Source organism: Pseudomonas arabinosi, from assembly GCF_047758675.1.
Classification (GTDB): domain Bacteria; phylum Pseudomonadota; class Gammaproteobacteria; order Pseudomonadales; family Pseudomonadaceae; genus Aquipseudomonas; species Aquipseudomonas arabinosi.
The window spans coordinates 4,210,379-4,236,551 of sequence record NZ_CP180480.1; the positions used below are offsets into that span (position 1 = coordinate 4,210,379).

General features: G+C 59.5%; 23 protein-coding genes. 6 read left to right on the forward strand and 17 right to left on the reverse strand.

The features are described from left to right. Positions 1-23 precede the first annotated feature (23 nt). Positions 24-743, forward strand: coding sequence for a FadR/GntR family transcriptional regulator (locus tag ACMXYJ_RS19520; protein ID WP_176471536.1), 720 nt, complete (start codon positions 24-26; stop codon positions 741-743). Positions 744-845: 102 nt separating this feature from the next. Here ACMXYJ_RS19520 and ltrA read toward each other — a convergent pair whose 3' ends face one another. From ltrA to ACMXYJ_RS19565, 9 genes are all read right to left on the reverse strand, one after another. Further along, positions 846-2,267: a group II intron reverse transcriptase/maturase gene (ltrA, locus tag ACMXYJ_RS19525; RefSeq protein ID WP_415756498.1), complete on the reverse strand. Its 1,422-nt coding sequence runs from the start codon at positions 2,265-2,267 to the stop codon at positions 846-848. Positions 2,268-2,745: 478 nt separating this feature from the next. After that, positions 2,746-5,130, reverse strand: a complete 2,385-nt coding sequence (locus tag ACMXYJ_RS19530) for an efflux RND transporter permease subunit (protein ID WP_415756499.1) — start codon at positions 5,128-5,130, stop codon at positions 2,746-2,748. Positions 5,131-5,158: 28 nt separating this feature from the next. Then, complete coding sequence (locus tag ACMXYJ_RS19535) at positions 5,159-6,232, reverse strand: WD40/YVTN/BNR-like repeat-containing protein (protein ID WP_415756500.1); 1,074 nt, start codon at positions 6,230-6,232, stop codon at positions 5,159-5,161. A gap of 892 nt (positions 6,233-7,124) precedes the next feature. Continuing rightward, positions 7,125-9,782 (reverse strand): aminopeptidase N, encoded by a 2,658-nt coding sequence (gene pepN, locus ACMXYJ_RS19540; RefSeq protein WP_415756501.1) that lies wholly within the window; start codon positions 9,780-9,782, stop codon positions 7,125-7,127. 10 nt (positions 9,783-9,792) lie between these two features. Next, complete coding sequence (locus tag ACMXYJ_RS19545) at positions 9,793-10,623, reverse strand: DUF2797 domain-containing protein (protein ID WP_415756502.1); 831 nt, start codon at positions 10,621-10,623, stop codon at positions 9,793-9,795. After that, positions 10,620-10,880, reverse strand: a complete 261-nt coding sequence (locus tag ACMXYJ_RS19550) for a YeaC family protein (protein ID WP_415756503.1) — start codon at positions 10,878-10,880, stop codon at positions 10,620-10,622. Before ACMXYJ_RS19550 ends, ACMXYJ_RS19545 begins: the two co-directional genes overlap by 4 nt. Positions 10,881-10,913: 33 nt before the next feature. Beyond that, positions 10,914-11,783 carry a rhomboid family intramembrane serine protease gene (locus ACMXYJ_RS19555; protein WP_415756504.1) on the reverse strand — a complete coding sequence of 290 codons (870 nt, stop codon included), beginning with the start codon at positions 11,781-11,783 and terminating at the stop codon, positions 10,914-10,916. Then, positions 11,780-12,754 (reverse strand): metallophosphoesterase, encoded by a 975-nt coding sequence (locus ACMXYJ_RS19560; RefSeq protein WP_415760765.1) that lies wholly within the window; start codon positions 12,752-12,754, stop codon positions 11,780-11,782. The genes ACMXYJ_RS19555 and ACMXYJ_RS19560 overlap by 4 nt, the downstream gene beginning before the upstream one ends. Further along, positions 12,751-13,641 (reverse strand): NAD(+) kinase, encoded by an 891-nt coding sequence (locus ACMXYJ_RS19565; RefSeq protein ID WP_007906781.1) that lies wholly within the window; start codon positions 13,639-13,641, stop codon positions 12,751-12,753. Before ACMXYJ_RS19565 ends, ACMXYJ_RS19560 begins: the two co-directional genes overlap by 4 nt. Positions 13,642-13,748: 107 nt before the next feature. Here ACMXYJ_RS19565 and ACMXYJ_RS19570 point away from each other — a divergent pair, with 107 nt between their 5' ends. Then, on the forward strand, positions 13,749-14,699 hold the full coding sequence (locus ACMXYJ_RS19570; protein WP_415756505.1) for a DUF1853 family protein: 951 nt from the start codon (positions 13,749-13,751) through the stop codon (positions 14,697-14,699). A gap of 103 nt (positions 14,700-14,802) precedes the next feature. Here the strand turns inward: ACMXYJ_RS19570 and ACMXYJ_RS19575 are convergent, their stop codons facing one another. Both ACMXYJ_RS19575 and ACMXYJ_RS19580 read right to left on the reverse strand, forming a co-directional pair. Further along, a complete protein-coding gene (locus tag ACMXYJ_RS19575; protein WP_415756506.1) occupies positions 14,803-16,086 on the reverse strand; it encodes an arsenic transporter in 1,284 nt (427 codons plus the stop codon). A 126-nt stretch (positions 16,087-16,212) separates the two neighbouring features. Then, positions 16,213-17,316 (reverse strand): DUF2855 family protein, encoded by a 1,104-nt coding sequence (locus tag ACMXYJ_RS19580; RefSeq protein ID WP_415756507.1) that lies wholly within the window; start codon positions 17,314-17,316, stop codon positions 16,213-16,215. Positions 17,317-17,371: 55 nt separating this feature from the next. Here ACMXYJ_RS19580 and ACMXYJ_RS19585 point away from each other — a divergent pair, with 55 nt between their 5' ends. Continuing rightward, the gene (locus ACMXYJ_RS19585; protein ID WP_415756508.1) at positions 17,372-18,031 is read left to right on the forward strand and encodes a TetR/AcrR family transcriptional regulator; all 660 of its coding nucleotides are present in this window, start codon (positions 17,372-17,374) and stop codon (positions 18,029-18,031) included. Positions 18,032-18,044: 13 nt separating this feature from the next. On the opposite strand, the gene ACMXYJ_RS19590 is transcribed toward ACMXYJ_RS19585, so the two are convergent. Continuing rightward, a complete protein-coding gene (locus ACMXYJ_RS19590; protein ID WP_415756509.1) occupies positions 18,045-18,605 on the reverse strand; it encodes an NADPH-dependent FMN reductase in 561 nt (186 codons plus the stop codon). A gap of 176 nt (positions 18,606-18,781) precedes the next feature. Here ACMXYJ_RS19590 and ACMXYJ_RS19595 point away from each other — a divergent pair, with 176 nt between their 5' ends. Together ACMXYJ_RS19595 and ACMXYJ_RS19600 are read left to right on the forward strand one after the other, a co-directional pair. Beyond that, positions 18,782-19,042: a hypothetical protein gene (locus tag ACMXYJ_RS19595; protein WP_046048837.1), complete on the forward strand. Its 261-nt coding sequence runs from the start codon at positions 18,782-18,784 to the stop codon at positions 19,040-19,042. A gap of 88 nt (positions 19,043-19,130) precedes the next feature. Further along, positions 19,131-20,024 carry a LysR family transcriptional regulator gene (locus tag ACMXYJ_RS19600; protein ID WP_415756510.1) on the forward strand — a complete coding sequence of 298 codons (894 nt, stop codon included), beginning with the start codon at positions 19,131-19,133 and terminating at the stop codon, positions 20,022-20,024. Here the strand turns inward: ACMXYJ_RS19600 and ACMXYJ_RS19605 are convergent. The 5 genes from ACMXYJ_RS19605 to ACMXYJ_RS19625 form a co-directional block, all read right to left on the reverse strand. After that, complete coding sequence (locus tag ACMXYJ_RS19605; RefSeq protein ID WP_415756511.1) at positions 19,990-20,604, reverse strand: GNAT family N-acetyltransferase; 615 nt, start codon at positions 20,602-20,604, stop codon at positions 19,990-19,992. The genes ACMXYJ_RS19600 and ACMXYJ_RS19605 overlap by 35 nt on opposite strands. A 14-nt stretch (positions 20,605-20,618) precedes the next feature. Then, positions 20,619-22,874, reverse strand: coding sequence for an Orn/Lys/Arg decarboxylase N-terminal domain-containing protein (locus ACMXYJ_RS19610; RefSeq protein WP_415756512.1), 2,256 nt, complete (start codon positions 22,872-22,874; stop codon positions 20,619-20,621). A 127-nt stretch (positions 22,875-23,001) separates the two neighbouring features. After that, entirely contained in the window at positions 23,002-23,760 is a 759-nt protein-coding gene (gene dnaQ, locus ACMXYJ_RS19615; RefSeq protein ID WP_033054619.1) for a DNA polymerase III subunit epsilon, read from the reverse strand. 212 nt (positions 23,761-23,972) lie between these two features. Further along, positions 23,973-24,431 carry a ribonuclease HI gene (gene rnhA / locus ACMXYJ_RS19620; RefSeq protein WP_415756513.1) on the reverse strand — a complete coding sequence of 153 codons (459 nt, stop codon included), beginning with the start codon at positions 24,429-24,431 and terminating at the stop codon, positions 23,973-23,975. Between the two features lie 92 nt (positions 24,432-24,523). Then, complete coding sequence (locus tag ACMXYJ_RS19625; protein WP_008152097.1) at positions 24,524-25,282, reverse strand: methyltransferase domain-containing protein; 759 nt, start codon at positions 25,280-25,282, stop codon at positions 24,524-24,526. Between the two features lie 65 nt (positions 25,283-25,347). Between ACMXYJ_RS19625 and gloB the strand changes: the two genes are divergently transcribed. Then, entirely contained in the window at positions 25,348-26,115 is a 768-nt protein-coding gene (gloB, locus tag ACMXYJ_RS19630) for a hydroxyacylglutathione hydrolase (RefSeq protein WP_415760766.1), read from the forward strand. Positions 26,116-26,173 lie beyond the last annotated feature (58 nt).

A 26,173-nucleotide genomic window follows, 5' to 3' on the forward strand; every position in this document is an offset into this window, starting at 1 on the left:
CGCACAGGATCGCGCCGTTCCCCATGGATTACCGCAAACCCTCCGACCGCAAAAGCATGCACTCGCGCATCGTCCAGGAACTGGGCATGCAGATCGTTTCCGGACGCTTCAAGCCGTGTGACAAACTGCCCGCCGAAGCCCTGTTGTGCGAGGAGTACGCGGTCAGTCGTCCAGTCCTGCGCGAAGCCACCCGGGTATTGGTCGCCAAGGGTCTGGTGTATTCCCGTCCGCGGGTGGGCACGGTGGTCAAGCAGCGCAAGGAATGGCACATGCTCGATCCGGATGTGTTGCACTGGCTGATGCAAAGCAGCCCGCAAAATGAATTCTTCGATTTGCTGACCAGCGTACGCAGCATCATTGAACCCGCAGCCGCCGCCCTCGCCGCGCAGTTCGCCACGGACGCTGACATCGCCTCCATCGGTGAAGCCTACCAACGTATGGAAGCCGCACCGACCCCCGAAGCGCTCTTGCAACCGGACCTGGATTTCCATAGCCGGATTGCCGATGCGACCCATAACGACCTGCTGGCCAACCTGTGCAACATGCTGTCGGTGGCGATTGCCGAAGCCTTGAAGCATTCCAACCAGCGACCAAATCTGCATGAACTGGCATTGCCACGGCACAAGGCAATTCTGACGGCGATCGAGAACCGGGATGCGCTGGGTGCGCGGCATGCGACATTGGTGCAGCTGGATGATGCGCGTAGTGCGTTGAATGCGGTGCTGGGTACCGATCCCTCATAAACAACCACAGGGGGCTTGTGTCGAATTTGAGATCGAGTAGGAGGCGGCTTTGCAGCCGCCGTCCTCTCACACCACCGTACGTACGGATCCGTATACGGCGGTTCAAGCTATGCGGCTAAGCCGGTTTATCGTATCCAGTAGCGAGACCAACCCAAGTTGATCCCATAGCTTCTTCGGCAGCGCCTGATTCATATGAGATGCTCCCGAGCTCCACCATGGGCCTCGGCCATTGAAGGCTGATTTGCAGGCGCGAGCTTCGCTAAGCCCCAGGCGCATCAAGCTACGTGCCCTCGTTGAGGGCCGCTTCCATTGACGCCAGACGGCGCAGCGGAGTTTGCGCCGCACCCAGCCGTCAATTTCCTCAAGTGGCCGTTTGCTCTGACTGAGCTTGAAGTAGCCTGCCCACCCGCGCAGCACAGGGTTTATCCGTTCGATGACATTCGCCATCTTGTGGCCCCGCGCCCCGCGCAGCAGGTCTCTTAATCGATCACGCAATCGACCCAGACTCATCATCGCCACTCTCAGCCTCGGTTGCTGATGCCAGCTCATCCCATAACCCAGATAGTCGCAGACCCAAGGCCGTGCTACGTGGCTCTTTTCCCGGTTCAGCGTCAGTTTCAGGCGCTGATTCAGGAAACGCTCAACACCGACCATCACCCGTGTGCCAGCTCGCTGACTGCGCACATAAATGTTCGCGTCGTCGGCATAACGCACGAAGCGATGGCCTCGCCGTTCCAGTTCGCGGTCGAGTTCGTTGAGCAGGATGTTCGACAGCAACGGCGAGAGCGGGCCGCCTTGCGGCGTCCCTTCCTGCCGTCGGCTGACGAGTCCGCCCGACATCGTTCCCGCTTCGAGGTAACGACGGATCAGCGTGAGCACACGCTTGTCTTCGATTTGACGCGCCACGTAGGCCATTAGGACATCGTGGTTGACCCGATCAAAGAACTTCTCGAGATCAAGTTCCACGCACCAGCGGTGACCCGCTGCCACGTGGCCGCGAGCGGTTTCGATGGCTTGGTGAGCGCTTCTACCCGGACGAAAGCCGTAGCTGTAGTCCGAGAACAGAGGATCGAAGATTGGCGTGAGCTGTTGCAGCAGCGCCTGTTGGATCAGGCGATCCACGACGCTGGGAATGCCCAGTTGTCTTGTACCGCCCTTGGGTTTAGGGATGTCGACAGCACGCACACCTTGCGGGTGATATTCGCCGGCCAGCAACCGGTTCTTGAGAATCGGCCAATACTGTTTCACGTAGCCTGCCAATTGTTCGACCGTCATGCCATCGGCACCCGGTGCGCCCTTGTTGCTGACCACGCGTTGATATGCACGCTTGAGGTTGGCGGGTGCAAGCACCCGCTCCATCAGCGTGTCCGGCTCCGCGTTCGTCCACGTCACAGACGCCGCCGATGCTTGCGCCCTGTCAGCCGTCATCTTCGGATACCGTCCGGGAATGGGGGTAACAGTTTTCTCTTGGAGAATATTCTGCGTTTCAACATTCGACGAGACTCTGACGCCTACTGGCGGCATAACCTGTTCAGCCCTTGGTGACGGGGTCATTCGTCACTTACTACGGCCTCGGCTGACTTCTGCACGTTCATCCCGTCGCCTCTCGACGCTCGGTAGCACAGTGGCAAACGTGCAGATCTCCCAGGGTAATTCGCGCGACCTTCCTGCTTATGCCTGTCGGATCTACGTCACAGCGTTCCGTGCAAGTATCGGGCTTTAGGGAAACACGCCCCTTTACCCCGCTGCGCCGCCTCTATCCGCTTGCTGTTCGTCAGGCCAGCATTTTGCCTCGGGCTTCCTTCAGATTCGCGGTCACCCGCGACACCCTTGCCTCTGGCTAACACTTCCCCTTGCCGGGTGTGTAGAGGACTTTCACCTCCAAGTCACCAGCGAGGCCACCACAGCCAAGCTGGTTGCGCTTGCGCGCAACGCGCCATGCCTGGCGCACGTATAAAAAAAGCCGCAACCATGGTTGCGGCTTTTCTATTTCAGCCTGGGATCAGTGAGCAAACAGCGAATTGCCCTTCTGCCCCGCCAGTTTCTCCGGTTTGATCAGGAACCGCGCGAGCGCTGGTAACAGCCACAGTGCGCCAAACATGTTCCAGAGCAGCATGAAGGTCAGCATCAGGCCCATGTCGGCCTGGAACTTGATGGCCGAGAAGATCCAGGTGCACACGCCGATCGCCAGGCACAAGCCGGTGAACAACACGGCTTTACCGGTGGATTTCAGTGTCTGGTAGTACGCCTCTTGCAACGGCAGACCGGCACGCAGGAAGCTTTCCAGACGGCTGTAGATGTAGATCCCGTAATCCACGCCAATCCCCACCCCGAGCGCCACAACCGGTAGGGTTGCGACTTTCACGCCGATGCCCATGAAGGCCATCAGGGCGTTGCCGAGTACCGAGGTCAGGACCAGCGGCAGCACGATGCACAGCGTCGCCGCCCAGGAACGGAAGGTGATCATGCACATGGTCGCCACGCAGATGTACACCAGGATCAGAATGGTCAGCTCGGATTCCTTGATCACCTCGTTGGTGGCCGCCTCGATCCCGGCATTACCGGCGGCAAGGATGAATTCCAGGCCTTCCTTGTTGTTCTCCTTGGCGAAGTCCTGCACCGCATGCACGGCGCGATCCAGCGTGGCAGCCTTGTGGTCGTTGAGGAACACCAGCACCGGCGCCAGGGAGCAACTGTTGTTGTACAGGCCATCAGCCCGGGCGATCGAGTTGTTCAGCACGTCCGGGTTACGCGACAGGGTTTCCCATTTCAGGTTGCCCTCGTTCATACCCTTGATCATCTGTTTGGACACGGTCACCAGCGAGATCGCCGACTGCACGCCCTCGGTGTTCTGCATCTTCCACATCAGCTCGTCGATCGGCGCCATGGCTTCGTAGCGCGAGCAGCCTTCGGACTTGGTCTTGACCATTACCACCAACACGTCGGAACTGGTGGAGTAATTGCTGATGATGAAGTTGTTGTCCTTGTTGTAGCGCGAGTCCGGACGCAGCTCTGGAGCACCTTGGTCAAGGTCACCGATTTTCAGGTTCTGGCTGTACCAGAGGCCACCGCTGAAGGCCAGCAAGGCGAGCACGATAGACACCGGCGCCACTTTCGGGCTGGCAAAGTTCGACAGCAGACGCCAGAACGGGTGTTCGCGGTGCGCGTCTTTCTTGCTGCGCTCAACGGCGCGCTTGCTAATGCCAACGTAGGAAATCGCCACTGGCAGCAAGATCAGGTTGGTGAACACGATCACCGCCACGCCGATGGACGCGCCGATGGCCAGCTCTCGAATCACGCCGATGTCGATGATCAGCAGCGTGATGAAACCCACCGCATCCGCGAGGATCGCAATCATCCCCGGCAGGAACAGCTGACGGAACGTGCGTCGCGCGGCAGTCAAGGCGTTGTCCGCCTCGCTGGACTGCAAGGCAATCCCGTTGATCTTTTGCACGCCGTGGGAAATACCAATGGCGAAAATCAGGAACGGCACCAGCATCGAATACGGATCAAGCCCGAAGCCGAAGAAGTGCATCAAGCCCAGCTGCCAGACCACCGCTACCAGTGTTGTACTCAACACCGCCACGGTGCTGCGCATGCAGTTGGTGAACCAGTAGAGCAGGATCAATGTGATGATGAAGGCGATGCCAAAGAACATCACCACCATGACCAGGCCATCGATCAGGTCGCCGACTTTCTTGGCGAAACCGACGATGTGGATTTGTACGTTGGGGTTCTGGGCTTCGAACTTGTTGCGAATCTTGTCTTCGAGTTCGTGAGAGAACTTGCGATAGTCCAGCGCCAGCAACTTGCCCTGGTCCTGCGGGTCCGGGTAGGACTCCAGCAGCGGGATATCGACAATGCTCGACTTGAAGTCGTTGGCCACCAGACGCCCAACCTGACCTGACTTGAGTACGTTGTTGCGCAACAGGTCGAGGCTTTGCTGGGAGCCGTTGTAGCTCTGCGGGATTACTTCACCACCGGCGAAGCCCTCCTCTGTCACTTCGGTCCAGCGTACGCTCGGGCTCCACAGCGACTTGAGGCCGGAACGGTCAACACCGGAGATGTAGAACACCTCGTCGTTGATCTGACGCAGCGTCTCCATGTACTCCTTGGAGAAAATGTCGCCGTCGGTGGCTTCGACGGAAATCCGCACCGTGTTACCCAGGTTCGCCAGATCGTTGCGATGCTCCATCATCTTTTGAATGAACGGATGCTCGAGCGGGATCATTTTTTCGAAACTGGTGGACGGCCGGATCAGGGTCGCCTGCCAGAACAGGAAAATACTCACCAGCAGGCAGATGGTGATCACTGCCGGGCGGTTGTTGAAAATCAGGCGTTCAAGAAACGTCGCCTTGTCTTGATGATGACTGCTCAAGGATGTCATAGACCCGCCTTCTTATTATTTGCCCGGCTCATTTGGACGACCCGTTCTTTCCATTTTCTGCACCGGCGCCGGTTGGCGAGGTGACGCGAACGCCGCCCTGTCCTGCCAGAATCAGATTGCCGTTGCCCGCTGCGGTGACTGCCGAAACGGAAATGCGATCCGGACGGTTGAACACACTGAAGGTTTCACCGTTGTCGTCGCTGCGGATCACCGAGCCACCGTTGCCGACGATCACGATGGAACCGTTGTCGAGCAGCGTCGCGCCGGACAGACCGAACTCCAGCGCACCGCGAGCGGCCTTGAGTTCAACCGGCTCCCAGGTCGTGCCGAAATCGGTGGAGCGAAACAGATTGCCGCGCAGCCCGTAGGCCAGCAGCGTGTTGGCCTGAGCGGTACCGATCACGCCGAACAGTGAGCCTTCGTATGGGCCTTCAAGCTTCTCCCAGGTCTGGCCCCCGTCGGCGGAGCGGAACATGCTGCCCTGCTCGCCGACGATGAACAGACCGGAATCCTTGACCGCGGCGATGGCGTTGAGGTGGTACTGGTCTTCGTTGTCGAGGCGATCGCTGACATCTTCCCAGTTCTTGCCGCCATCGGTGGTGGCCAGCAACGCGCCGTAAGCGCCCACGGCAAAGCCGCTGTTAACGTCCTGGAACCAGACGTCGAGCAGCGGCGATTCACGTTTCAGATCTTCGAATTGTTTGGTCCAGGTGACGCCGCCGTCCTCGCTCGCGAGGATCTGTGCATCATGGCCGACGGCCCAACCGTGTTTGTCGTCGACGAAATATACCGACGTCAGCAGTTGCCGCGTCGGCACCTTGGCTTGGGTCCAGGTCGCGCCCTGGTCATCGGAATACAAAATGTGCCCGCGATCCCCGACCGCCACCAGGCGCTTGCCGGCGTGCACGACGTCGAGCATCAGGCTCTTGCTGGCTTTGGCAGAGTCAACGGAATAGACAATGTCGGATGCTGGCGCAGCAGCGGCCAGCGCAGGTGCCGACAGCACGGCACAGCCCAACAGCGAGAGCGCTGTAGCCAGCAACGCGAATTTGCGTAATGCCGGCGGGCGGCAGATACCCACACCCATGACAGGCTCACTCATAGACCTTCCCCCATTATTATTGTTAGGCCGTTCAACCTTTCTGGGCGCCATAAGGGTGCTCTTTGCGATTGCCTTTTCTGGAGCATAGTCCTGAAATACGCAATCTAGAGCCCCTTCGGAAGCTGGCTTATCCTATCGGGGTTTGGAAAGGTCTGACAATCGACGCCACGTTATGTTTTGTTAACCTGGGCGATATGCGGGTTGGCTGAATGTTTGGGTATCAGGTGCGGTGATTGGTTGATGTGTATATCCGTTGCTGCGGTAACGGCGGCTTATGGTTTCGCTCTGACAGCGACTCACTTTTCCAGACGCCGAAAAGTAAGCAAAAGGCTTCGCCCCGGCGTACGGCACTTCGCTAACGCTCAGTGTTCCCTCGCTACGGTGTCCATCAGGGGGCATCGCCTACGGTCTGCCGAAGGGGCGAAAGATCAAAAGCAGCATCAACATCTAAAGCCACAGCCACAGCCAGATCAAAAGATCGCAGCCTCGTTTCACTCGACAGCTCCTACAGGGGATGGGTGTACACCCGCCCTTCACCACTCAACAGGCCGAGCGTTAGCTCGCCTGCAGCTCTTGATCTTGCTTTGCCCGCCCGCCCCTTCGGGAGGCTGAGTGGAGGCGTTCATCTGGGGGGCAGGCGCGTAGCGCCGTTCGACGAAGTCGAACACATCGAGAGGAGGTTGAAGCGAAGCCAACCGGAGGCGATGCCCCCAGATGAATGCCGGAACGAAGGAACGCCGAGCCTAAGCGAGGGGCCGGACGCTCGGGGCGAGCGTTTTTTTGCTTACTTTTTTTAGGCGTTTGTAAAAAAGTGAGTCGCCGTAAGGGCGAAACCCTAAGCGGCCGTTACCGCAGGAATGGATATACACCCCCGCGGAAACACCCCCCCAACTCAGGCCAGGCTTTTGCTGACCACTTCAAACACATCGCTGGACAGCTGACCCGAAGCGCGAATCCGCTCCAGCTCACCTTTCATCAACGCCTGACGCGCGTCGTCGTATTTGCGCCAGCGAGTCAGCGGCGCCAACTGCCGAGAAGCGATCTGCGGATTAAACCCGTTCAACTCAATCACCAGATCCGCGAGGAACCGATACCCGGACCCGTCGGCCGCATGGAAGTTGATCAGGTTCTGCCCGGCAAACGCCCCCACCAGCGCCCGCACCTTGTTCGGGTTCTTGATGTTGAATGCCGGATGCTGCATCAACGCCTTGACCCGCTCCAGACCACCGGGCAACACGCTGCCCGCCTGGACGCTGAACCACTGATCCATGACCAGCGGGTTGTCCTTGAAGTGCTCGGCAAAACTCGCCAATGCCGTGGCCTTCTCTTCTTCGAACGACGAATTCACCAGCACCGCCAACGCCGTCAGGCGCTCGGTCATGTTGTCGCTGGTCTCGAACTGCTCAAGCGTCGCCGCCAACACTTCCGGTTTACCGCTGAGCATCAGGTACGACAGCGCAATGTTCTGCAATGCGCGACGAGCAAAGTGCTCGGCCTCGGCTACATACGGGGTTTTCTTCGAGAGATCGCGATTGGCCTGATAACGCAGCCACATCGCTTCGAACAAACCTTCTGCCAATTGTTTACGAGCAAACTCGCGAGCGATGTGAATGGCGTCAACGTCAGCCACTTCGCTGATTTCGGTCAGATACGCCTCGCCCGGCAGCGAGAGCATTTCCGCGACCATCGCCTGATCCAGCGTCTCGTCCGACAACACGGTGCGCAAGGCAGAAATCAGGCGCTGATCCAGCACCAGTTTCTCGCCCTTTTGCTGCTGGGCAATGAGCTCTTGCAGCACCTGAACCGACAATTGCTGACCCGCATCCCAGCGGTTGAAGCCGTCGCTGTCGTGCTGCATCAGGAACATCAACTGATCGCGGTTGTACGGGAAGCTCAGTTTCACCGGCGCCGAGAAGCCACGCAGCAACGAAGGCAATGGCTGTTCAGCGATATCGACGAAGGTAAACGTCTGCTCGGCTTCGGTCACCGAGATCACCCGCGACGTGCCCTGAGCGCTGGCTTCGCTGGACAAGCGCAAGGCAATCGCCGTGCCTTTGGAGTCCAGGAGGCCCAATTCCACAGGAATCACGAACGGCAGTTTTTCAACCTTGTCCGGGGTTGCCGGGCAGCTTTGACGGAAGGTCAGGCTGTAGGTTTTCGCCACCGCGTCGTAGGACTCGCTGACGGCCAAACGCGGTGTGCCGGCCTGGCTGTACCAGCGTTTGAACTGGGTCAGGTCGACACCGTTGGCGTCTTCCATGGCCTTGATGAAGTCGTCGCAAGTCACGGCCTGGCCGTCATGGCGTTCGAAGTACAGGTCGCTGCCTTTGCGGAAGCCTTCGGCCCCGAGCAAGGTATGGATCATGCCGACCACTTCCGAACCCTTTTCGTACACGGTCAGGGTGTAGAAGTTGGAAATCTCGATGAAGCTGTCCGGGCGCACGGCGTGAGCCATGGGACCAGCATCTTCGGCGAACTGGTGGGTGCGCAGGTAGGCCACGTCCTGGATGCGCTTGACCGTGGCCGAGTTCATGTCGGCGGAGAAGCCCGAATCGCGGAACACGGTGAAGCCTTCCTTGAGCGACAACTGGAACCAGTCGCGGCAGGTCACGCGGTTGCCCGACCAGTTGTGGAAGTACTCGTGGGCAACAATCGCCTCGACCCGCTGGTGCGCGGCGTCGGTCGCGGTTTCGGCGCGGGCCAGCACGGCGCTCGAGTTGAAGATGTTGAGGCCCTTGTTCTCCATGGCGCCCATGTTGAAGTCGTTGACCGCGACGATCATGAAGATGTCCAGGTCATACTCGCGACCGTAGACCTCTTCGTCCCAGCGCATCGACTTCTTCAGGCTGTTCATGGCGTGCTGGCACTTGTCGATGTTTTCCGGCTCGACATAAATACGCAGCGCCACGGAGCGCTCGGTCATGGTGGTGAAGGTGTCTTCGACGCACCACAAATCACCGGCCACCAGCGCGAACAGGTAGGCAGGTTTCTTGAACGGATCTTCCCAGGTTGCCCAGTGCCGGCCGTCTTCGCCCGGACCGCTGGCAATCGGGTTGCCGTTGGACAGCAACACCGGATAGCTGTGCTGCTCGGCAATCACCGTGGTGGTGAACGTGCTCATCACGTCCGGACGGTCGAGGTAATAGGTGATCTTGCGGAAGCCTTCGGCCTCGCACTGGGTGCAGAACATCGTGCCGGATTTGTACAGGCCTTCCAGCGCGGTGTTGGTTTCCGGATGGATCTTGACGCTGGTGTCGACCGTGAAGGTGGTGCTGGTCGGGTGCAGGGTCAGGTGGTTTTCCGTCAACTGATAGTCGGTGGCGGTCAACTCGCGGTCAGCCAGGGTGACCGACAGCAATTCAAGCTGCTGGCCATCCAGCACCAGCGGCGGCAAGCCCGGGCCACGTTCAGGATTGCGGCGCATCACCAGTTGCGCATGGACCAGGCTGTGGTCCTCGTACAACTCGAAGGTCAGGTGCGTCTCGTCGATCAGGTACTCGGGCGCCTGATAGTCCTTCAGGTAGATCATCTTCGGTTGTTCGGTGCGCATGCTGGAGTCCTTACTGATGCACGGCGAGCTGGTAGGCCGTGTATTTACGAATATTGATTACGCCGGTGTCGAAAATCAGGTACTGGCCCTTGATTCCCAACAGCGTGCCTTCGGCAATCGGATTCTTGTCCAGGTTGAAGCTGACGATCTTGGCCGGGTACTGCTCGACCGGATAGCGGATTTCGAGCGGTTCTACATCGGCAATGGTCTGGATCGCCTGTAGGCCGAATCGTTCCTGCAAACTTTGCAATCCTTCGGCGCAACTGTCGAACAGCTGATCACGAACCTGCGCCAGGTCGACCGACACCGCATCGCCCTTGAGTAAAGCACGCCAGTTGGTTTTGTCCGCCACCTGACTGCGGAACAGGTCTTCGACGAAGCCCGACTGCTGACGGGTCGAGACACGCATGATTGGCAGGGCCTGACGGGCGCCCTGATCGATCCAACGGGTCGGCAACTGGGTGGCGCGGGTAATCCCGACCTTCACCCCCGAGGAGTTGGACAGATACACAATGTGATCCGTCATGCAGAACTTCTCGCCCCACTCCGGCTCTCGGCAGGTGCCAGCGTCGTAGTGGCAACGCTCCGGGCTCATGATGCAGATGTCACACTGGGCCAGTTTGGTCATGCACGGGTAGCAGTAACCCTGACTGAAACTGGTTTTGGTCTTGCGTCCGCAATGGGTGCAGTGAATCGCGCCCAGGTATTCCAGGCGCACCGTGGTCCCGATCAAGGGATTGACCGGCACCTCGACGTCGTCCAGACGAAACGCGTACTGCACGTTCGGCCCGTCAAGGCGCGCCGACATTTTGCTGATTGCACCGCGGCCAATCTCAATCAATGGACGGCATCCGATTTGAACAGGATATTCGGCACTTCGATCGACTTGGAGCCGCACTCCTGCACGCCCATGTAACCGGTGCGCTGGTCTTCGGGCAGGTTCTGGATTTCCCAGGCGATCATCGCTTGCAGCGACAGTTCGCGTTGTTCGGCGGTGAGTTTGCCACCGTCGGACCATTTCCCGATTTCCACCGCCAGTTTCAGGCTCTGGTAGATCTCGGGGGTGATGTTTTGGATCATTTCGTTAAAAGAGGACATCAAGGGCTCCGCGCTCTTTATTGACATAACTAGTTAGACGGCCAGTTTACGGCGGTTGTACAAACCACCCAACAAGCCGGTCAAGCATCCGACGAGCAACCCGCCGACGTGGGCCGCATTGGCAATTTCACCGAAGCCGATCATCGAGACCAGCCCGGACAGACACAGCAGCAGCCACACCAGCATCATCACCAGCACGCCGCGCGGCAGGCGATAAGCCGGGTTTGGCGACAACAACTGAAAGATCCAGCAATGCCCGAGCAGGCCGTACAGCACGCCGGACAAGCCGCCAAACAGCGTCGGACCACTGAAAACAAACTGGGCGTAGTTCGAGACCAGGCCGAACAGCAACGTCAGGCCGATCAGGTTGATGCTGCCCTGGCGTGACTCGATGCGCCGCCCCAGTTCCCAGTACCACATGCCGTTCATGGCCAGGTGCAGGAAGCCGAAGTGGATCAGCATCGGTGTCACCAGACGCCACCACTGCCCCGCCGCCAGGCTGTCGGCCAATGGCACGAAGTGGATGTACTCGCCGACAACGCGGAAATCGAGGAAGGTCAGCCAGCGCATCGTGTCGAGGTTTTCGCCCAGCAGCGTCACCGCGCCGACAAGCAGGCTCAGCAGCAACACGAACGCTGTCGCCTTGGCGTGGCGCAGTTGCTCGACGAAACCCGGGCGCTTTATGGTTTGCGCCACCGGAATGTCCAGCTGTTGATCGGGATCACCGGCCGGGAAGCGTTCGTACAACGTGCGCACGTCTTCGCTGATGTTGGCCGGCACCCACAGCACCTGCTCACCCGCCTCTTCGCTGACCCGATGCGGCACCTGCATGCGTTGCAGCAGTTTGACGAACCCGCTCAAGTCCACCGCCAGCGGCAGCCGTAAAACGGCAACGGTACTCATCGCAGCACCTCCGGCCGCTCGACATCGACCCAGACAAATTTATGCGGATCGAGGCGGGTTTCCTGGTCCAGACGGTAGGCGACCAGTTTTCCGTAGAGCACGGCGCTGTAATCCAGACAGGCCAGGTTCGGCCGGATCGGCACCGGTTTGCCGCTGCGCCAGTAATGGCCCACGAACAACAGTGGCTCATCGACGCCATAGCGCAGCAAGGTGTTTTTTTCGGTGGACGACAGCGGCGTCCGGGCCACGGGTTCGGGCAAGGCGTCGGGCTGGAACACAATGTCTCCGTAGGTTTGCGGGTCGTCTTCCCAGAATTTGGTGCGGAAGAACGAACGCGTCAGGCCATCGCCGCTGGTCATTGTCAGACCATGAGGCAAGCGCATATCAGTGCCGCGCAACAGGCGGTCAAACACGGTGCAGGCGAAACTGCCGGGCACCGCGGAGGCCTGGAGGAAGTGCTCATCGACGCAACCGTTGGGGAACAGGGCTCGCAGTGGTTCGATCAGCCCCGCGTCCCAGCAGGCATGCACCACCCGGAAACGCCCGGCATCGACGAACAATGGCATCTCATAGAACCATTGCAGGAAGTCATGCCAGTCAGCCGGATGGTCTTCGAATTGGGTCAGGGTTTCGTGCAGCAAACGGGCATGGCGCGGGGTATGTTCACGCACGAACTGCTTGCCGCTGCCCGGAGGCGCCGGTGTGCTCCAGCCCAGGGCGTTGAATTCATGGTTGCCCATGATGCACAGCGCCTGACCCGCTTCGACCATGTCGTGAACGATGTGCAGCGCTTCGCGAATCCGCGGGCCGCGGTCGATGATGTCGCCGACGAACACCGCCATGCGCGACGGATGCCGCCAGACACCACCGTGTTTTTGGTAACCGAGCCGGTCGAGCAAGTGCTCAAGGGTCAGAGCGCAACCGTGCACGTCACCGATCAGGTCGTAGCTTCGCGCGGGATCGAGCATCAGTCGCCTCCACCACCCAACTTGCTGCCCCAGCCGAGTTTAGTCCGGCAGACTTCATAGTAGTTGTGGTCGAGCGGGTGAATCAGCCGCAGCTTCTGGGCCTTTTTGCTGATGGTGATGGTGTCACCCGGCGCACAGGTGAAATGGTTCTGTCCGTCACAGGAGACTTGCGGGTAAATCTGCATATCTTTGGACACGACGATTTTCAGCTCACTGTTGCCATCGACCACAATCGGCCTGCCCGACAAGGTATGGGGGTACATCGGCACAATCACAATAGCGTCAAGCTTGGGATGCATGATCGGCCCGCCCGCCGACAGCGCGTAAGCGGTCGAACCGGTCGGCGTGGCGACGATCAGGCCATCGGCCTTCTGGCTGCAGACGAACTGGCCGTCGATGTACAACTCGAACTCGATCATCCGCGTTGATTTGCCGGGGTGCAGCACCACGTCGTTCAGCGCATCGCCCTGACCAATGGCCTCGGCGTGACGACGAACTTCGGCTTGCAGCAGGAAGCGGTTTTCCACCAGATAGTGGCCGTCGAGCACTTCGGCGACTTTGACTTCGAGCTCATCGGGGCGAATATCGGTCAGGAAGCCCAGGCTGCCTCGGTTGATGCCGAGCACCGGAATATTGTGCCGGGCCAGCGCGCGAGCGGCGCCCAACAGGCTGCCGTCACCACCGACCACAATCACCATGTCACATACTTCGCCGAGCATCTTGCGCGACGAGGTTTGCAAGCCATGACCCGGCAACACTTCGGCGATGGTGTCTTCGAGGATCACGTGCAGGTGACGATCGAGCAGAAACCGTTTCAGTCGGCGAACGGTATCCAGCACCTGAGAACTGCCCAGGCGACCGATGATGCCGATATTACGAAATTGCTCCATGAGGTTCCTGCGCGACGGCGAAAAACACGATTATGGGCGAAAGCGCAGGATAGACAAAATCCTTTCAGCCACAACGGTGTACTCACGATTGAGGCTATGCTCGCAAGATGATCCTATTTCCCGATTTGCTGCAGTTACCCCACCAGTTGCGCCATCCCGAAGTGCGCGACCTGGCCTGGGTCATCCTCGCGCCGCCGATGCTTGGCGTCACGACGTGGCCGCAGCGTCACCCGCTGACCGGCAGTGACTGGGTACAAGCACCGGAGCGGCTGGAACGGTGGCTGCGGCAACTCGACCACGACAGTTATGACTTGCTGCACTGGCTGGCGCAGGCCCGAACCCGGCGATTGGGCTTGTACTACGAACGCCTCTGGCAATACGCCGTGCGGCACGCGCCAGGTATCGACCTGATTGCCGCCAACATGCCGATCCGCCGCGAGGGCCACACGCTGGGCGAGCTGGACATGCTGCTGCGCGATCGTGACGGCGTGCATCATCTGGAACTGGCGATCAAACTTTACCTTGGCCCGCAAAATGGCGACGGACACGACACGGCGCAGTGGCTCGGTCCCGGCTGCCATGATCGACTGGACCGCAAACTGGCACACCTGACTCAGCATCAATTACCGATTTCGGCGCGCCCGGAGAGCCGCGAAGTATTGGCGGCGCTGGATATCCAGCAGTTCAGCGCACATTTGTGGCTGGGGGGCTATTTGCTGTATCCGTGGCCGGGACCGGCCGAGCCACCGAATGGCGCACATCCCCAGCATTTACGCGGCAGCTGGCTGCACCAGAAGGACTGGGCAGACTTTGTCGTGCAACGCCCATTCGGTCGCTGGCAACCCCTGCCCCGCCATGCCTGGCTGGCGCCAGCGCACTATCCGGTGGAGCAGACCTGGAGCATTGAACAGCTGAATGCCTGGCTCAGCGATCTGGAGCCACTGGCCCCGGCGCAGTTGCTGGTGCGACTCACAGAAAACTCGCAAGGGGATTGGGAAGAAGCCGAGCGGCTGTTTCTGGTGGCGGATCTTTGGCCGAATGTGCCTGGTAGTGGCTGAGTTTCTAGCGTCTGGACCGGCCCCTTCGCGAGCAAGCCCGCTCCCACAGGGGACCGCATTTCAACTGTGGGAGCGGGCTTGCTCGCGAAGAGGCCGACGCGGTCTATACCGATAACCGCAATGCCAGCGCCGCCAACGTCACCAACAATACCGGCACCGTCAGCACAATCCCGACCTTGAAGTAATACCCCCAGCCGATCCGAATGCTCTTGCGCTCCAGCACATGCAACCACAGCAGCGTCGCCAGGCTGCCGATCGGCGTAATCTTCGGCCCCAGGTCGCTGCCGATGACGTTGGCGTAGATCATCGCCTCCTTCACCACCCCGGTCGCCTGGCTGGCATCGATTGACAGCAAACCAATCAGCACCGTCGGCAGATTGTTCATCATCGACGACAGCAGCGCCGTCAGCACGCCAGTGCCCATGGCGGCGCCCCACACGCCGTAACCGGCAAAACCATCCAGCCATCCGGCCAGATACCCCGTGAGCCCCGCGTTGCGCAGGCCATACACCACCAGGTACATGCCCAGCGAGAAAATAACGATATGCCACGGCGCTTCTTTGATGACTTTGCGCGTGGAAATCTTGTGACCACGGGCGGCAATGGCCAGCAGCAAGGCCGCGCACACCGCAGAGATGGCACTGATCGGAATCCCTAGTGGCTCCAGCGCGAAGCAGCCGAGCAGCAGAATCAGCAACACGGCCCAACCGGCATAAAACGTGGCGTGGTCGTGGATCGCTGAAGCCGGATGCGCCAGTTGCTCGGGGTCGTACTCCTTGGGGATGTCACGACGGAAAAACCACATCAGCATCGCCAACGTGGCCGCGACACTCACCAGGTTGACCGGGATCATCACCGCCGCGTAACGGTTGAAACTGATGTGGAAAAAGTCCGCGGATACGATGTTCACCAGGTTCGACACCACCAACGGCAGACTCGCCGTGTCAGCGATGAAACCGGCCCCCATGACGAACGCCAGGGTCGCCGCCGGGGAAAAGCGCAACGCCAGCAGCATGGAAATCACGATGGGTGTGAGAATCAGCGCTGCCCCGTCGTTGGCGAACAACGCCGACACCAACGCACCGAGCAGCACCATATAAGCAAACAGCTTGCGTCCGCTGCCCCGTCCCCAACGAGCCACATGCAACGCCGCCCAGGCAAAGAACCCCGCCTCGTCCAGTAGCAGGCTGATGACAATCAGCGCGACAAAGGTCCCGGTGGCGTTCCAGATAATCTGCCACACCAGCGGGATGTCGCTGAGGTGTACGACCCCGAAAATCAGCGCAAGCACCGCACCGAATACCGCACTCCAGCCGACGCCAAAGCCTTTGGGCTGCCAGATTACCAAGGTGATGGTCAGCAGGAAAATCAACGATGCGGTCAGCATGCAGTGCAGCCTTGTCGGAAAAACAAACCGCGATTCAGCCGCAACACACGAGCGGAGTAAAGCCCAAACGTGCTGCCTCCCCTAAACACACCGCAATCAACGCAGCTGCTCCCACAGATCGACGTGCTATAGCCGAATCACATGCCCCTCGATCGGTGCGATCTGGCCATGGAACAGTCGGGCAATCACGCTCTGCGCGGCTTCATAGCCTTGGTCCTCGACCACTTTCAGCAACGGTTTATCAGTCGCCGTCAACTGCCGGTAAAAACGCTGCAAACCCTCACCAATGTGCTGACTGACCCCTTCCGGCCCCCACTCGGTGTTGCGCTTGCGGATCTGGATCGGCGCAAAAAAGAACACCGGCTGCGGCCCCTCGATGGCCGTCAATCTAGCCTCATCGGTGCTTTGCGCAGAACCGGCGAAGCAGCTGTAAACCAACTGCCCGGCAAAATGCTGGTGGACCTGATCACGTAAATCCAGGTCGCCGGAAAAATCCACATACAACGTAAGGCGGTCATTGGCCAGGCTCGCCAGTTCTGCGTAGGCCACCGTTCGCTCGTAACAACCGAGTTTCTCGACAAACGCCTTGTTGCCGGCGGAGGTCAGGGCCACCCGCTCCAGGTCAGGGTGATTTTCCAGGCAGACCGCCGTGCCGTAAGCGGTTTTACTCGAAGCGCTGGAGAACACCAGCCGGGTCGCGCCAAAGAACTGCTTGTCCTGAAGGAAGTCCGCCAGCATCGACGAGGTCAGGAACAGCGGTTTGAGCAAAATCTGCAGGTTTTCGGTTTCAGGGCTGTAGTACGAGTCCCAGCTGCAACGGGTGTATTGGTTGTAAGCCGACGTCAGTGCCTGCCGATGCTCGGCGCCGTCATAGAAACCACGCTCAGTCACCCGTTCCGGGCGCATCCACAGATGGCTGGCAATCGGAAAATACCCGTAGAAGCGCTCCCCGACTTTGATGCCGACCACATCAGACGCCACGACATCGGCAAAACCCCACGCCGGGACGTGTCCCCATTCCGCCAACCCTGTAGGAAAGAACTCCCAGTAGTTCATCGAATTGCCATAGGCAGCGTAGGTAATGTTATTGGTGGTCAACGCGCACCGGTCGATCTTGAAAATCACCTCGCCGGCAGCCGGAATCAGGCTACGTTGCTCCTGCTCGATTCGGCTTTGGTCAAGGGCGTTTTTGCGGGTGATCAGCCGTGTTACCGTGCTCGGACTTTGCATCTTTCAGACTCCTGCTGCGAGTGAATGGCGGGTAGCACCAGAGTAGTGGCAGCCGATGAAGAGCGGGTTCGGAAACAACAAGGGCATCGCGCCCACCCTCAATCCCCGCGCAAAGCCGCTGAAACGGCCGAGCCAGGCCCGGGCGATTTTCACCGTAGAGGCGATTTACGAAGCATTTGTTCGGATTTGGCGACGCGACGGCTGGTCGGGGTTGACCACGCGCGCGGTGGCCCTGGAAGCAGGCGTTGCCATTGGCACGTTGTACGATTACTTCCCGAGCAAGGAAGCCTTGTTGTCAGGCTACATTCGGCACTGCCTGGACGCCTTGTTACTGCGCCTTGATGAGCACGTCGTGCACGCGAAAGAGCTGAACTGGCCCGTCCGGGTCAAACGCTTGATACGCCTGACCTGCGACCCGAACGATACGTTTCAACCATTGTTCAACGATGATGTGTTGGCGATCGAACACCGGATCGCCGAGCCCAAGCATCACCGGCGGGTATTCCAGGAGTTGTCGCAAAAATGGCGTGAAGCCTTCGCCTCCTGCGAGGACTTGCCCACTCAACCATCAGCATCAACCATTGATGCCTGGGTGATCATGGCCTGGGGTGGTCGTCGTTATTGCATCACTGTACAACCGGCGGCGGAGCAAACCGCCGCGTGGTTGTCGGAAATGAAAGCGATGATCTGTAGCCGATTGGCCAGCACCCCGTAACCCAGTGGACTTGTCACACTTTCTTGTGTTGTTCGACCCAAAGACCATAGGCATTGATGAATTTTTGCAAAAACGGTTTGAGCGACTCGGACAGGTTACCCGCCTCGTCGAACGCTGAACCGGCGCCGCTCAAGTAGGCTTCCGGTTGCTGCATGCACGGCACATCCAGAAACACCATGGACTGGCGCAGGTGGTGATTGGCGCCAAAACCGCCGATAGCGCCCGGTGAAGCACTGATCACCGCTCCAGGCTTGCCACTCCAGGCACTCTTGCCATACGGACGCGAACCCACATCAATCGCGTTCTTCATCGGCGCAGGCACCGAACGGTTGTATTCGGGGGTGACGAACAGCACCGCGTCGGATGAGCTCACTTGTTGCCGGAAAGTGCTGTAGGCTGCCGGCGGTGAAGCACCATCGATGTCCTCGTTGTAGAGCGGCAGATCGCCGATTTCGACGATAACCAGTTTGAGATTGGCAGGCGCCAGGTCGGCCAGGGCCAGCGCCAACTTGCGATTGATCGATTCCTTTCTCAAGCTGCCGACCAGTACAGCGATCGTATAGACGTTGCTCATGGAAGATTCTCGACTGTCCGATGGAAAGAGCTTGTAGTTATAGATGACGATTCAACCAGTGGGCGACTGAAAAACGCCGCCCCTGACTATTTTTTTCCTGTAGGAAAACTTACCTCGCCCAACCACGGTCTACAGAGCCGCAAATTGAGTGATTTATCCCCAGAGGTTCTAAGCAGATGGCAGCAGTACTCGTCGGTCAGTTCCATGCAAGAGACGCGGAAGGCCGCGTTTATTCCGTGCATGAGTTCCAGGAATCCACCCCGTCGGCAGACGGTCTCACTGGCTCGGTGCCTGTCACCACCTACAAATTGGCCATTGGCGATCGCGTAAAAAAGCTCGATGACAACCAGTTTTTGCTGGTGCAATCAGACGTCACTATCGTGCGCGAGCCCGACACCTATGTCGGCAGCCGGCCGGAAACCAACGTCGCTTCATAACCCCGTGTTATGAGCAGAAGTCATATGCGCGCACTTGAGTTAGGATTCAGCCACTGACTCCCTCACCTGCTGAACATGGACTTCACGCATGCGTTTACGTCATATCGAAGTGATCCAGGCGCTCCTGCAGACCGGTCACCTGGGCACCGCCGCCGAATGGCTGCAGTTGCCTGTGGCTGAAGTCGAAGGGATTCTGCGCGACGCCGAGGATCAGTTGGGTTTCATGCTGTTTTCCAGCGTGCGTGGACGCTTGCAGGCCACGCGCGAGGCGCGGGAGTTACAGGTCCAGATCGCCCACGTCTATGAAGCGCTCGAGCCGGTCCAGCGGCTGGCCAACAGCCTCAAGCAATATCAGGCTCCGCCCTTGCGGATCGTCTGCACACCGCCCCTGGCTCAGCAGCTATTGCCACAGAGCATTGCCGCCCTGCGCCGACGCCTTCCTGACGCGCCTTGCACCCTTCTGAGCCAACCGACTCGCGAAATCGTCAGAAACCTGCTGCTGCGTGAAAGCGATCTGGGCCTGAGCCTGCATGACCCCGATCACGCCGACATTCATTGCCAAGTGATCGCCCAGGGCAAACTTCAGTTGCTCGCGCCCCACGGGTGGTTGCAACCCAAACAAAAGTACATTTCGCTGCAGGACCTGGCCGGCCAATCGATGGTGGGCCTGGAAGGTCATGATCCGTTGAGCCCGGCGCTGGAAAACAAACTGCATGCCCTGCGCCCTGCCCCGGTCATTCAGACCCGGGTACAGACTCACCAGATGATGCGCAGCATGGTCGAGGCCGGTGAAGGCTTGGCCATCGTCGACCCTTTTACCGCCCTCGGGGCGAAATCGGCCGGGCTGGATGCCTGCCCGTTGGCGCCTGCCGTGCCGATCAGCCTATATGCCTTGACCCTCAAGAACGGCGAGCCATCGCCAGCGGTTCAGGCATTGCTGGACATCATCACGGAACAAGCCGTGGCGATGTTGGCGAGCTAAGCGGGGTTTCCAGCGGGTTATCGAACAATCGATACCAGAACAGCGCCACTTCGGCGGTGTTCGGATCGATCCCGCGATAGCGCAGATGATCGATTCCGCCAATGACGTAACCGCTGCGCTCATAGAGCCGGCAAGCTCCCAGGTTGTTGTTCTGGGTTTCCAGCATGATGCCCGGCAGTTTCTTTTTGCGGCTCCAGAATTGCGCCACATCCAGCAGGGCCTTGGCCACGCCATGACGGCGCGCCGGCGCATGCACCGCCAACTCGTCGATATGGGCAAAACCGTTCCAGTTGGTACTGACCACCAGGTGACCCACGGGCTCATCATCGAGATAAGCCATGAAAATCGCGCTGTCAGCGGCATCGCGGAAACTGCTGAACTCCTCGGGATCAATGCCATAGCACTTGCGATAGGGCGTGATCGGCGTCACCGGCCACTGCTCCACCGGTTTACCGATTTCGGCGGCACCGTAGGTCGCGACTTCAAAACTGAAATCACTGCCCCAGATGTAGGCTGCAAAACCATCGTCGGCAACGCGCACCGACAGCCCTGGGTATTTCGGATTCATGATCGGTTGCATACTGGGAAAGGTCCTCATTCCTTGATGCAATCAACGGTGTAATGCCGTCCATTGCCCTCGTCTTCGTGTTGCAATCCGTGCACATCAGCGACAAACCCCGGGAAGCTGCTGTCGAACGTACGGGCAAACGCCAGGTAATCGATGATCGAGCGCGTCGACTCGGTAAAGCGCTCGCCGGGCATGATCAACGGAATCCCCGGCGGGTACGGCACCAGCATCACCGCGGCGATCCGCCCATCCAGAGCATCGATCGACACTGCTTCAACCTCGCCACGCACTAATTGATCATAGGCGTCAGACGGCTTCATGGCGATTTCCGGCAGCACCGTGTACATGCGCTTGAGGTGTTTGGCCGTGGCATTACTGCGATAGCAGGCGTGCAGTTGATCGCACAGATCGCGCAAACCCATGCCCTGATAGCGCGTGACATTCTCTTGTGCCACGCACGGCAGGCACGTCGCGAGGCTGACATTGGCATCGTAACTGCGCTTGAACTCCAGCAATTCGGTCAGCAGCGTGCTCCATTTGCCCTTGGTAATGCCCATGGAGAACAACACCAGGAATGAATACAGCCCGGTCTTTTCAACGACCAGCCCACGTTCCCAAAGGAATTTGCTGACCACCGCGGCCGGAATCCCGCGCTCGCTGAGGGCGCCGCCTGCCGTCAGCCCCGGCATCACCAGCGTGACCTTGATCGGATCAAGCAGCACGTAGTCGTCGGTGACGCCGCCAAAGCCGTGCCAGTCGGCGTCGGGTTGCAGCAGCCAGTCGTCGGTGACCACGCGGTCGATGCCTTCCACTGACGGCGGCTGCCAGATGGAAAACCACCAATCGTCAGCGGCGATGTGCTGACGCAAATTGGCCAGCGCCCGGCGGAAACTCAGCGCTTCGTCAAACATTTCCTGCAACAGCGAACGCCCGGCCGGCCCTTCCATCATGGCCGACGCCACATCCAGCGAAGCGATGATGCTGTACTGCGGCGAGGTAGAGATGTGCATCATGAACGCTTCATTGAAGCGATCCCGATCCAGCTGCCGCGCGCCGCCGTCCTGGACGTGAATCATCGACGCCTGGCTGAACGCCGCCAGCAGTTTGTGGGTGGAATGGGTGGTGAACACCAGCGGGCCGTCATCGCTGCGGGACGTGCCCATACCGTAACGCCCGGCGAAGAACTCGTGAAACGCCGCGTAGGCGTACCAGGCTTCATCGAAGTGCAAGACCTCGACACTGTTGCCCAGTTGCTGCTTGATCAGCTCAGCGTTATAGCAGAGGCCGTCGTACGTCGAATTGGTCACCACCGCCAACTTGACCTTGGGCGCGCGGCCCTTGGTCAGCGGGCTGGCGTCGATCTTGGCCTGAATCGATTCGCGGCTGAATTCGCTCAATGGAATCGGGCCGATAATCCCCAGTTCATTGCGCTCCGGGCACAGGTACAGCGGGATGGCGCCGGTCATGATGATCGAGTGCAATATCGACTTGTGGCAGTTGCGATCCACCAACACAAAGTCATCGCGAGCGACCATCGAATGCCAGACGATTTTGTTCGCGGTCGAGGTGCCATTGATCACAAAGAAGGTGTGATCGGCGCCGAAATTGCGGGCTGCTCTTGCTTCCGCCTCGGCTAGCGGGCCGGTGTGATCGAGTAAGGAGCCCAATTCGGGGACCGAGACTGACAAATCCGAGCGCAGCGTATTTTCCCCGAAGAACTGGTGAAACGCCTGTCCCACCGGGCTCTTGTGGTACGCCACGCCGCCGCCATGGCCGGGTGTATGCCAAGAATAATTGGAGTCGGCCGTGTGCTGCACCAGCGCTTTGAAAAACGGCGGCAGCAGGCCATCCAGATATTTGCGTGCCGCTCGGGCGACCTGCCTGGCCAGAAAAGGCACGGTGTCTTCGAATAGATAAAGAATCCCGCGCAGCTGGTTGAGTTCAGCCATGGCGTCAGCGGGAGCGTTCTCCAGGGTCACCTGCTCACCCAGTGCGAAGATCGGCAAGTCGGGTGCACGCACTCGCGCCAGGCCAATCAGCTCGGCCATGTTGTGTAACAAATGAGAGTGTGTGCTGGCGTCTTCGGCCGCAATCAACATGCAGGAAAGACCGTGATGGGTCGAAGCGACCAGACGCCCTTCGGTGTAATCCACCGCCGAGACAATGCTGAAGCCTTCCTGCTCCAGCTCCCGGGCGATGCCACGCACGCGATCACCGGCGACGGTGTCGGCCTTGATATCGCGATGGACGATCAGGACCGGGAATTTCAAATCTTTATACATGGGGCTCAGTGTCCTGAGGCGGCAGACCGTGGTCCGCCAATCACCTCAGGGTAGAGGGTTCGAGCGCATGTGGCGAGTGCGGCGCCCCGAAGGAGGTCGTCGGGCGCACCATTGTGTCGCGAGAAAATCAGGCTTGAGCCTTGGCCTCGGCCAGTTGCTGCCAGAGCGATGGGGCGCCGGCGGATTTGGCGATGGTTTCCAGGCGTGCCACGTGTTGGGCCAGGTCATCTTCGCTGGCACGGATAATCCGCGTCGGCTGACGGTCGGCCGGCAGACGACGGATCTCGGTGGCGGAATTGTCCGCACCTTCCCCGGAACCGTTGCCGTCGGAAGCATTACCGGCCAGCGACAGGCTGGTCTGGCCGCCGGTCATGGTCAGGTAAACGTCGGCGAGGATCTCGGAGTCGAGCAAGGCGCCGTGCAGTTCACGACCGGAGTTGTCGACGCCATAGCGTTTGCACAAGGCATCGAGGCTGTTGCGCTGCCCCGGGTGACGTTCCCGGGCCATCATCAGGGTGTCGAGGATCGAGCAGTGCTGCGTGATGTCCGCACGATCGTGCTGGCCCATCAGGGCGAATTCGTTGTTGATGAAGCCAACGTCGAACGCCGCGTTATGGATGATCAGCTGCGCACCCTTGATGAATTCAAAGAATTCATCGGCCACTTCAGTGAAGCGCGGCTTGCCGACCAAAAATTCGTTGGTGATGCCGTGGACGCCAATGGCGCCTTCATCACTCTCGCGGTCCGGCTGCAGGTAAACGTGGAAATGCCGGCCCGTCAGGCGCCGACCGATCAACTCGACACAACCGATTTCGATAATCCGGTGGCCGTCGGTCACCGGCATGCCGGTGGTTTCGGTATCGAGTACAACGGATCTGGTGGCCATCAGTGCTCAGCTCTCAACGGGTCATTCGTGCAAAAGCGGCGATGTTAACACGCCCGCTGGGGTCTTTCAGATACACCGTGTTGCACCCATCGCGAGCAGGCTCGCTCCCACTTTGAATTCGGGGGCTCACAGAATTTGTGCTCAACGAAGATCAAATGTTGGAGCGAGCTTGCTCGCGATGGCCGCGACGCGGTGTATTGGCAGAAACTGAATCAGGCCTGTTTGTACCCGCGCACTTCATCCACGCCACGGTTGGCCAATTGGTCGGCGCGTTCGTTGCCATGGTGACCGATGTGGCCACGCACCCATTTCCAGGTGACGTTGTGGCGATTGACCTGCTCATCCAGCAACTTCCACAGATCAGCGTTTTTCACCGGTTCTTTCGCGGCGGTTTTCCAGCCGCGCTTCTTCCAGTTGTCCATCCACTCGTTGATGCCTTTCATCACGTACTGCGAGTCGGTGACCAGCAGCACGTCACAGGAACGCTTGAGTTCTTCAAGGCCACGGATCGCGCCCATCAGCTCCATACGGTTGTTGGTGGTGTTGGCTTCGCCGCCCCACAGTTCTTTTTCAATGCCCTTGCACACCAGCAAAGCGCCCCAGCCGCCAGGACCAGGATTGCCTTTGCAGGCGCCGTCGGTGAAGAGTTCTACGCTATCGCTATCGCTCATGCCAATCTATCCAGAAAATGCGGTGGCTCGCCGATCGGTGATCGACGATGCCCGAGGCCGGGGCAAACCCGGCCGGGAAAATAAAAAATGTCTTACGGATCGATGCGGCGACGATTGACCTTGGCCATCGGCAATGGAATCAGCTTGCCCATCGGTTCGCGTCGCTCCTGACGGACGGGCCGCAGGCCCACCACGATCTTGCGCGCAACCAACAAATAGAAGCCGCCACCCGACAGTTGCCAGTCACCGGCCTTGCGCTCCCAACCGGCCAGACGAGCCTGCCAGGCGGGTGACGCAAGCGGCGGACGATAGCATCCGAAGCGGCGTTTCTCCAGCGCGAAACCCAGCAGGTTCAGCCAGTCACCGACTCGCGAGGGGGAGATGCAGCGAGCCTTGCGCAAGGCGTCGTGAGCAAAAACGTGACGCAAACCCCAGGTGCTCCAGGGGTTGATCCCGACGATCAGCAGATGCCCGCCGGGCCGCACGCTGCTCGCCGCTTCGCGCAGTAAACCGTGGGGCGACAGGCAGAAATCCAGCCCATGCTGCAACACCACCACATCCGCGGCATGCTCGCTCAAAGGCCACGCCTGCTCTTCGCAGACGATCTCGACACCCGGCAACGGCGCGCCGAGCCGCACATTGCGCTGGACTTGCGGTGCCGACGGCGGCGTCTGGGCCGACGGACCGTAATGCACCAGGTAGCCACCGAAGAACCGTCCCAACTCGTCTTCGAGCATGCGACGTTCTTCGTCCAGCAGAAATTGCCCGATGGGGCCGGACAGCCATTCACGGGCCGCGCTGATCAATGTCAGCCATTCAGGATCAGCCTGAGCGAACGCTTTATCGGTCATTGCATTCTCCAACGCGCCAGGAAGTTCTAAGATGCGCCATTGTTTTCCGCTTGGCGAATCCGACGATGATACAGATCAGTGCCCTGCCCGCCTTCACCGACAACTACATCTGGTTGTTACAAGACCACAACACCCAGCGCTGCGCCGTGGTCGATCCGGGCGATGCCGCGCCAGTGCAGGCCTGGCTCGCAGCGCATCCGGGTTGGGTGTTGAGTGATATTTTGATCACTCACCATCATCATGACCACGTCGGCGGCGTCGAGCAGCTGAAAAAAGCGACGGACGCGACAGTCTACGGTCCAGCCAGCGAAACCATCCCGCTGCGGGACGTGGCCCTCAAGGACAACGACCGCGTCAGCGTGCTGGGCTGGGACTTCGATGTCTTTGCCGTCCCCGGCCACACCTTGGGGCATATCGCTTATTACCATCACGGTTTGCTGTTCTGCGGTGACACCCTGTTCGCTGCCGGCTGCGGACGCTTGTTCGAAGGCACACCGGAGCAAATGCATACCTCACTGACGCGCCTCGCCGCGCTGCCTGAAGATACGCTGGTCTACTGCACTCACGAATACACCCTGAGCAACCTGAAGTTTGCCGCAGCGGTCGAACCGGGCAATCCGGACACCGCCGCACGTCTGGAAAAAGTCACCGCACAACGTGAAGCCGGAATCATGACGCTGCCCTCTACTCTGGCGCTTGAAAAGCTGACCAACCCGTTTTTGCGTGTCGACGAAACATCCGTTAAAGAAAAAGTGGACGAACGGAATGGAACCCAAAACCGGGCTCCGAGTGCGGTTTTTGCTGCTCTGCGTGCTTGGAAAGATAAGTTCTAAGTAGCCATCACGTTGGTACAAAAATTCTGAATGGTTGACCGCAGGGGGTACGCTTTCT

What these genes read in the sequence shown, in the direction of transcription:
- ACMXYJ_RS19520 (WP_176471536.1), top strand. Translation starts at nt 24, where the DNA reads ATGGATTACCGCAAACCCTCCGACCGCAAAAGCATGCACTCGCGCATC.
- ltrA (WP_415756498.1), bottom strand. Translation starts at nt 2,267, where the DNA reads ATGCCGCCAGTAGGCGTCAGAGTCTCGTCGAATGTTGAAACGCAGAAT.
- ACMXYJ_RS19530 (WP_415756499.1), bottom strand. Translation starts at nt 5,130, where the DNA reads ATGACATCCTTGAGCAGTCATCATCAAGACAAGGCGACGTTTCTTGAA.
- ACMXYJ_RS19535 (WP_415756500.1), bottom strand. Translation starts at nt 6,232, where the DNA reads ATGAGTGAGCCTGTCATGGGTGTGGGTATCTGCCGCCCGCCGGCATTA.
- pepN (WP_415756501.1), bottom strand. Translation starts at nt 9,782, where the DNA reads ATGCGCACCGAACAACCGAAGATGATCTACCTGAAGGACTATCAGGCG.
- ACMXYJ_RS19550 (WP_415756503.1), bottom strand. Translation starts at nt 10,880, where the DNA reads ATGTCCTCTTTTAACGAAATGATCCAAAACATCACCCCCGAGATCTAC.
- ACMXYJ_RS19555 (WP_415756504.1), bottom strand. Translation starts at nt 11,783, where the DNA reads ATGAGTACCGTTGCCGTTTTACGGCTGCCGCTGGCGGTGGACTTGAGC.
- ACMXYJ_RS19565 (WP_007906781.1), bottom strand. Translation starts at nt 13,641, where the DNA reads ATGGAGCAATTTCGTAATATCGGCATCATCGGTCGCCTGGGCAGTTCT.
- ACMXYJ_RS19570 (WP_415756505.1), top strand. Translation starts at nt 13,749, where the DNA reads ATGATCCTATTTCCCGATTTGCTGCAGTTACCCCACCAGTTGCGCCAT.
- ACMXYJ_RS19575 (WP_415756506.1), bottom strand. Translation starts at nt 16,086, where the DNA reads ATGCTGACCGCATCGTTGATTTTCCTGCTGACCATCACCTTGGTAATC.
- ACMXYJ_RS19580 (WP_415756507.1), bottom strand. Translation starts at nt 17,316, where the DNA reads ATGCAAAGTCCGAGCACGGTAACACGGCTGATCACCCGCAAAAACGCC.
- ACMXYJ_RS19585 (WP_415756508.1), top strand. Translation starts at nt 17,372, where the DNA reads ATGAAGAGCGGGTTCGGAAACAACAAGGGCATCGCGCCCACCCTCAAT.
- ACMXYJ_RS19590 (WP_415756509.1), bottom strand. Translation starts at nt 18,605, where the DNA reads ATGAGCAACGTCTATACGATCGCTGTACTGGTCGGCAGCTTGAGAAAG.
- ACMXYJ_RS19595 (WP_046048837.1), top strand. Translation starts at nt 18,782, where the DNA reads ATGGCAGCAGTACTCGTCGGTCAGTTCCATGCAAGAGACGCGGAAGGC.
- ACMXYJ_RS19600 (WP_415756510.1), top strand. Translation starts at nt 19,131, where the DNA reads ATGCGTTTACGTCATATCGAAGTGATCCAGGCGCTCCTGCAGACCGGT.
- ACMXYJ_RS19605 (WP_415756511.1), bottom strand. Translation starts at nt 20,604, where the DNA reads ATGCAACCGATCATGAATCCGAAATACCCAGGGCTGTCGGTGCGCGTT.
- ACMXYJ_RS19610 (WP_415756512.1), bottom strand. Translation starts at nt 22,874, where the DNA reads ATGTATAAAGATTTGAAATTCCCGGTCCTGATCGTCCATCGCGATATC.
- dnaQ (WP_033054619.1), bottom strand. Translation starts at nt 23,760, where the DNA reads ATGGCCACCAGATCCGTTGTACTCGATACCGAAACCACCGGCATGCCG.
- rnhA (WP_415756513.1), bottom strand. Translation starts at nt 24,431, where the DNA reads ATGAGCGATAGCGATAGCGTAGAACTCTTCACCGACGGCGCCTGCAAA.
- ACMXYJ_RS19625 (WP_008152097.1), bottom strand. Translation starts at nt 25,282, where the DNA reads ATGACCGATAAAGCGTTCGCTCAGGCTGATCCTGAATGGCTGACATTG.
- gloB (WP_415760766.1), top strand. Translation starts at nt 25,348, where the DNA reads ATGATACAGATCAGTGCCCTGCCCGCCTTCACCGACAACTACATCTGG.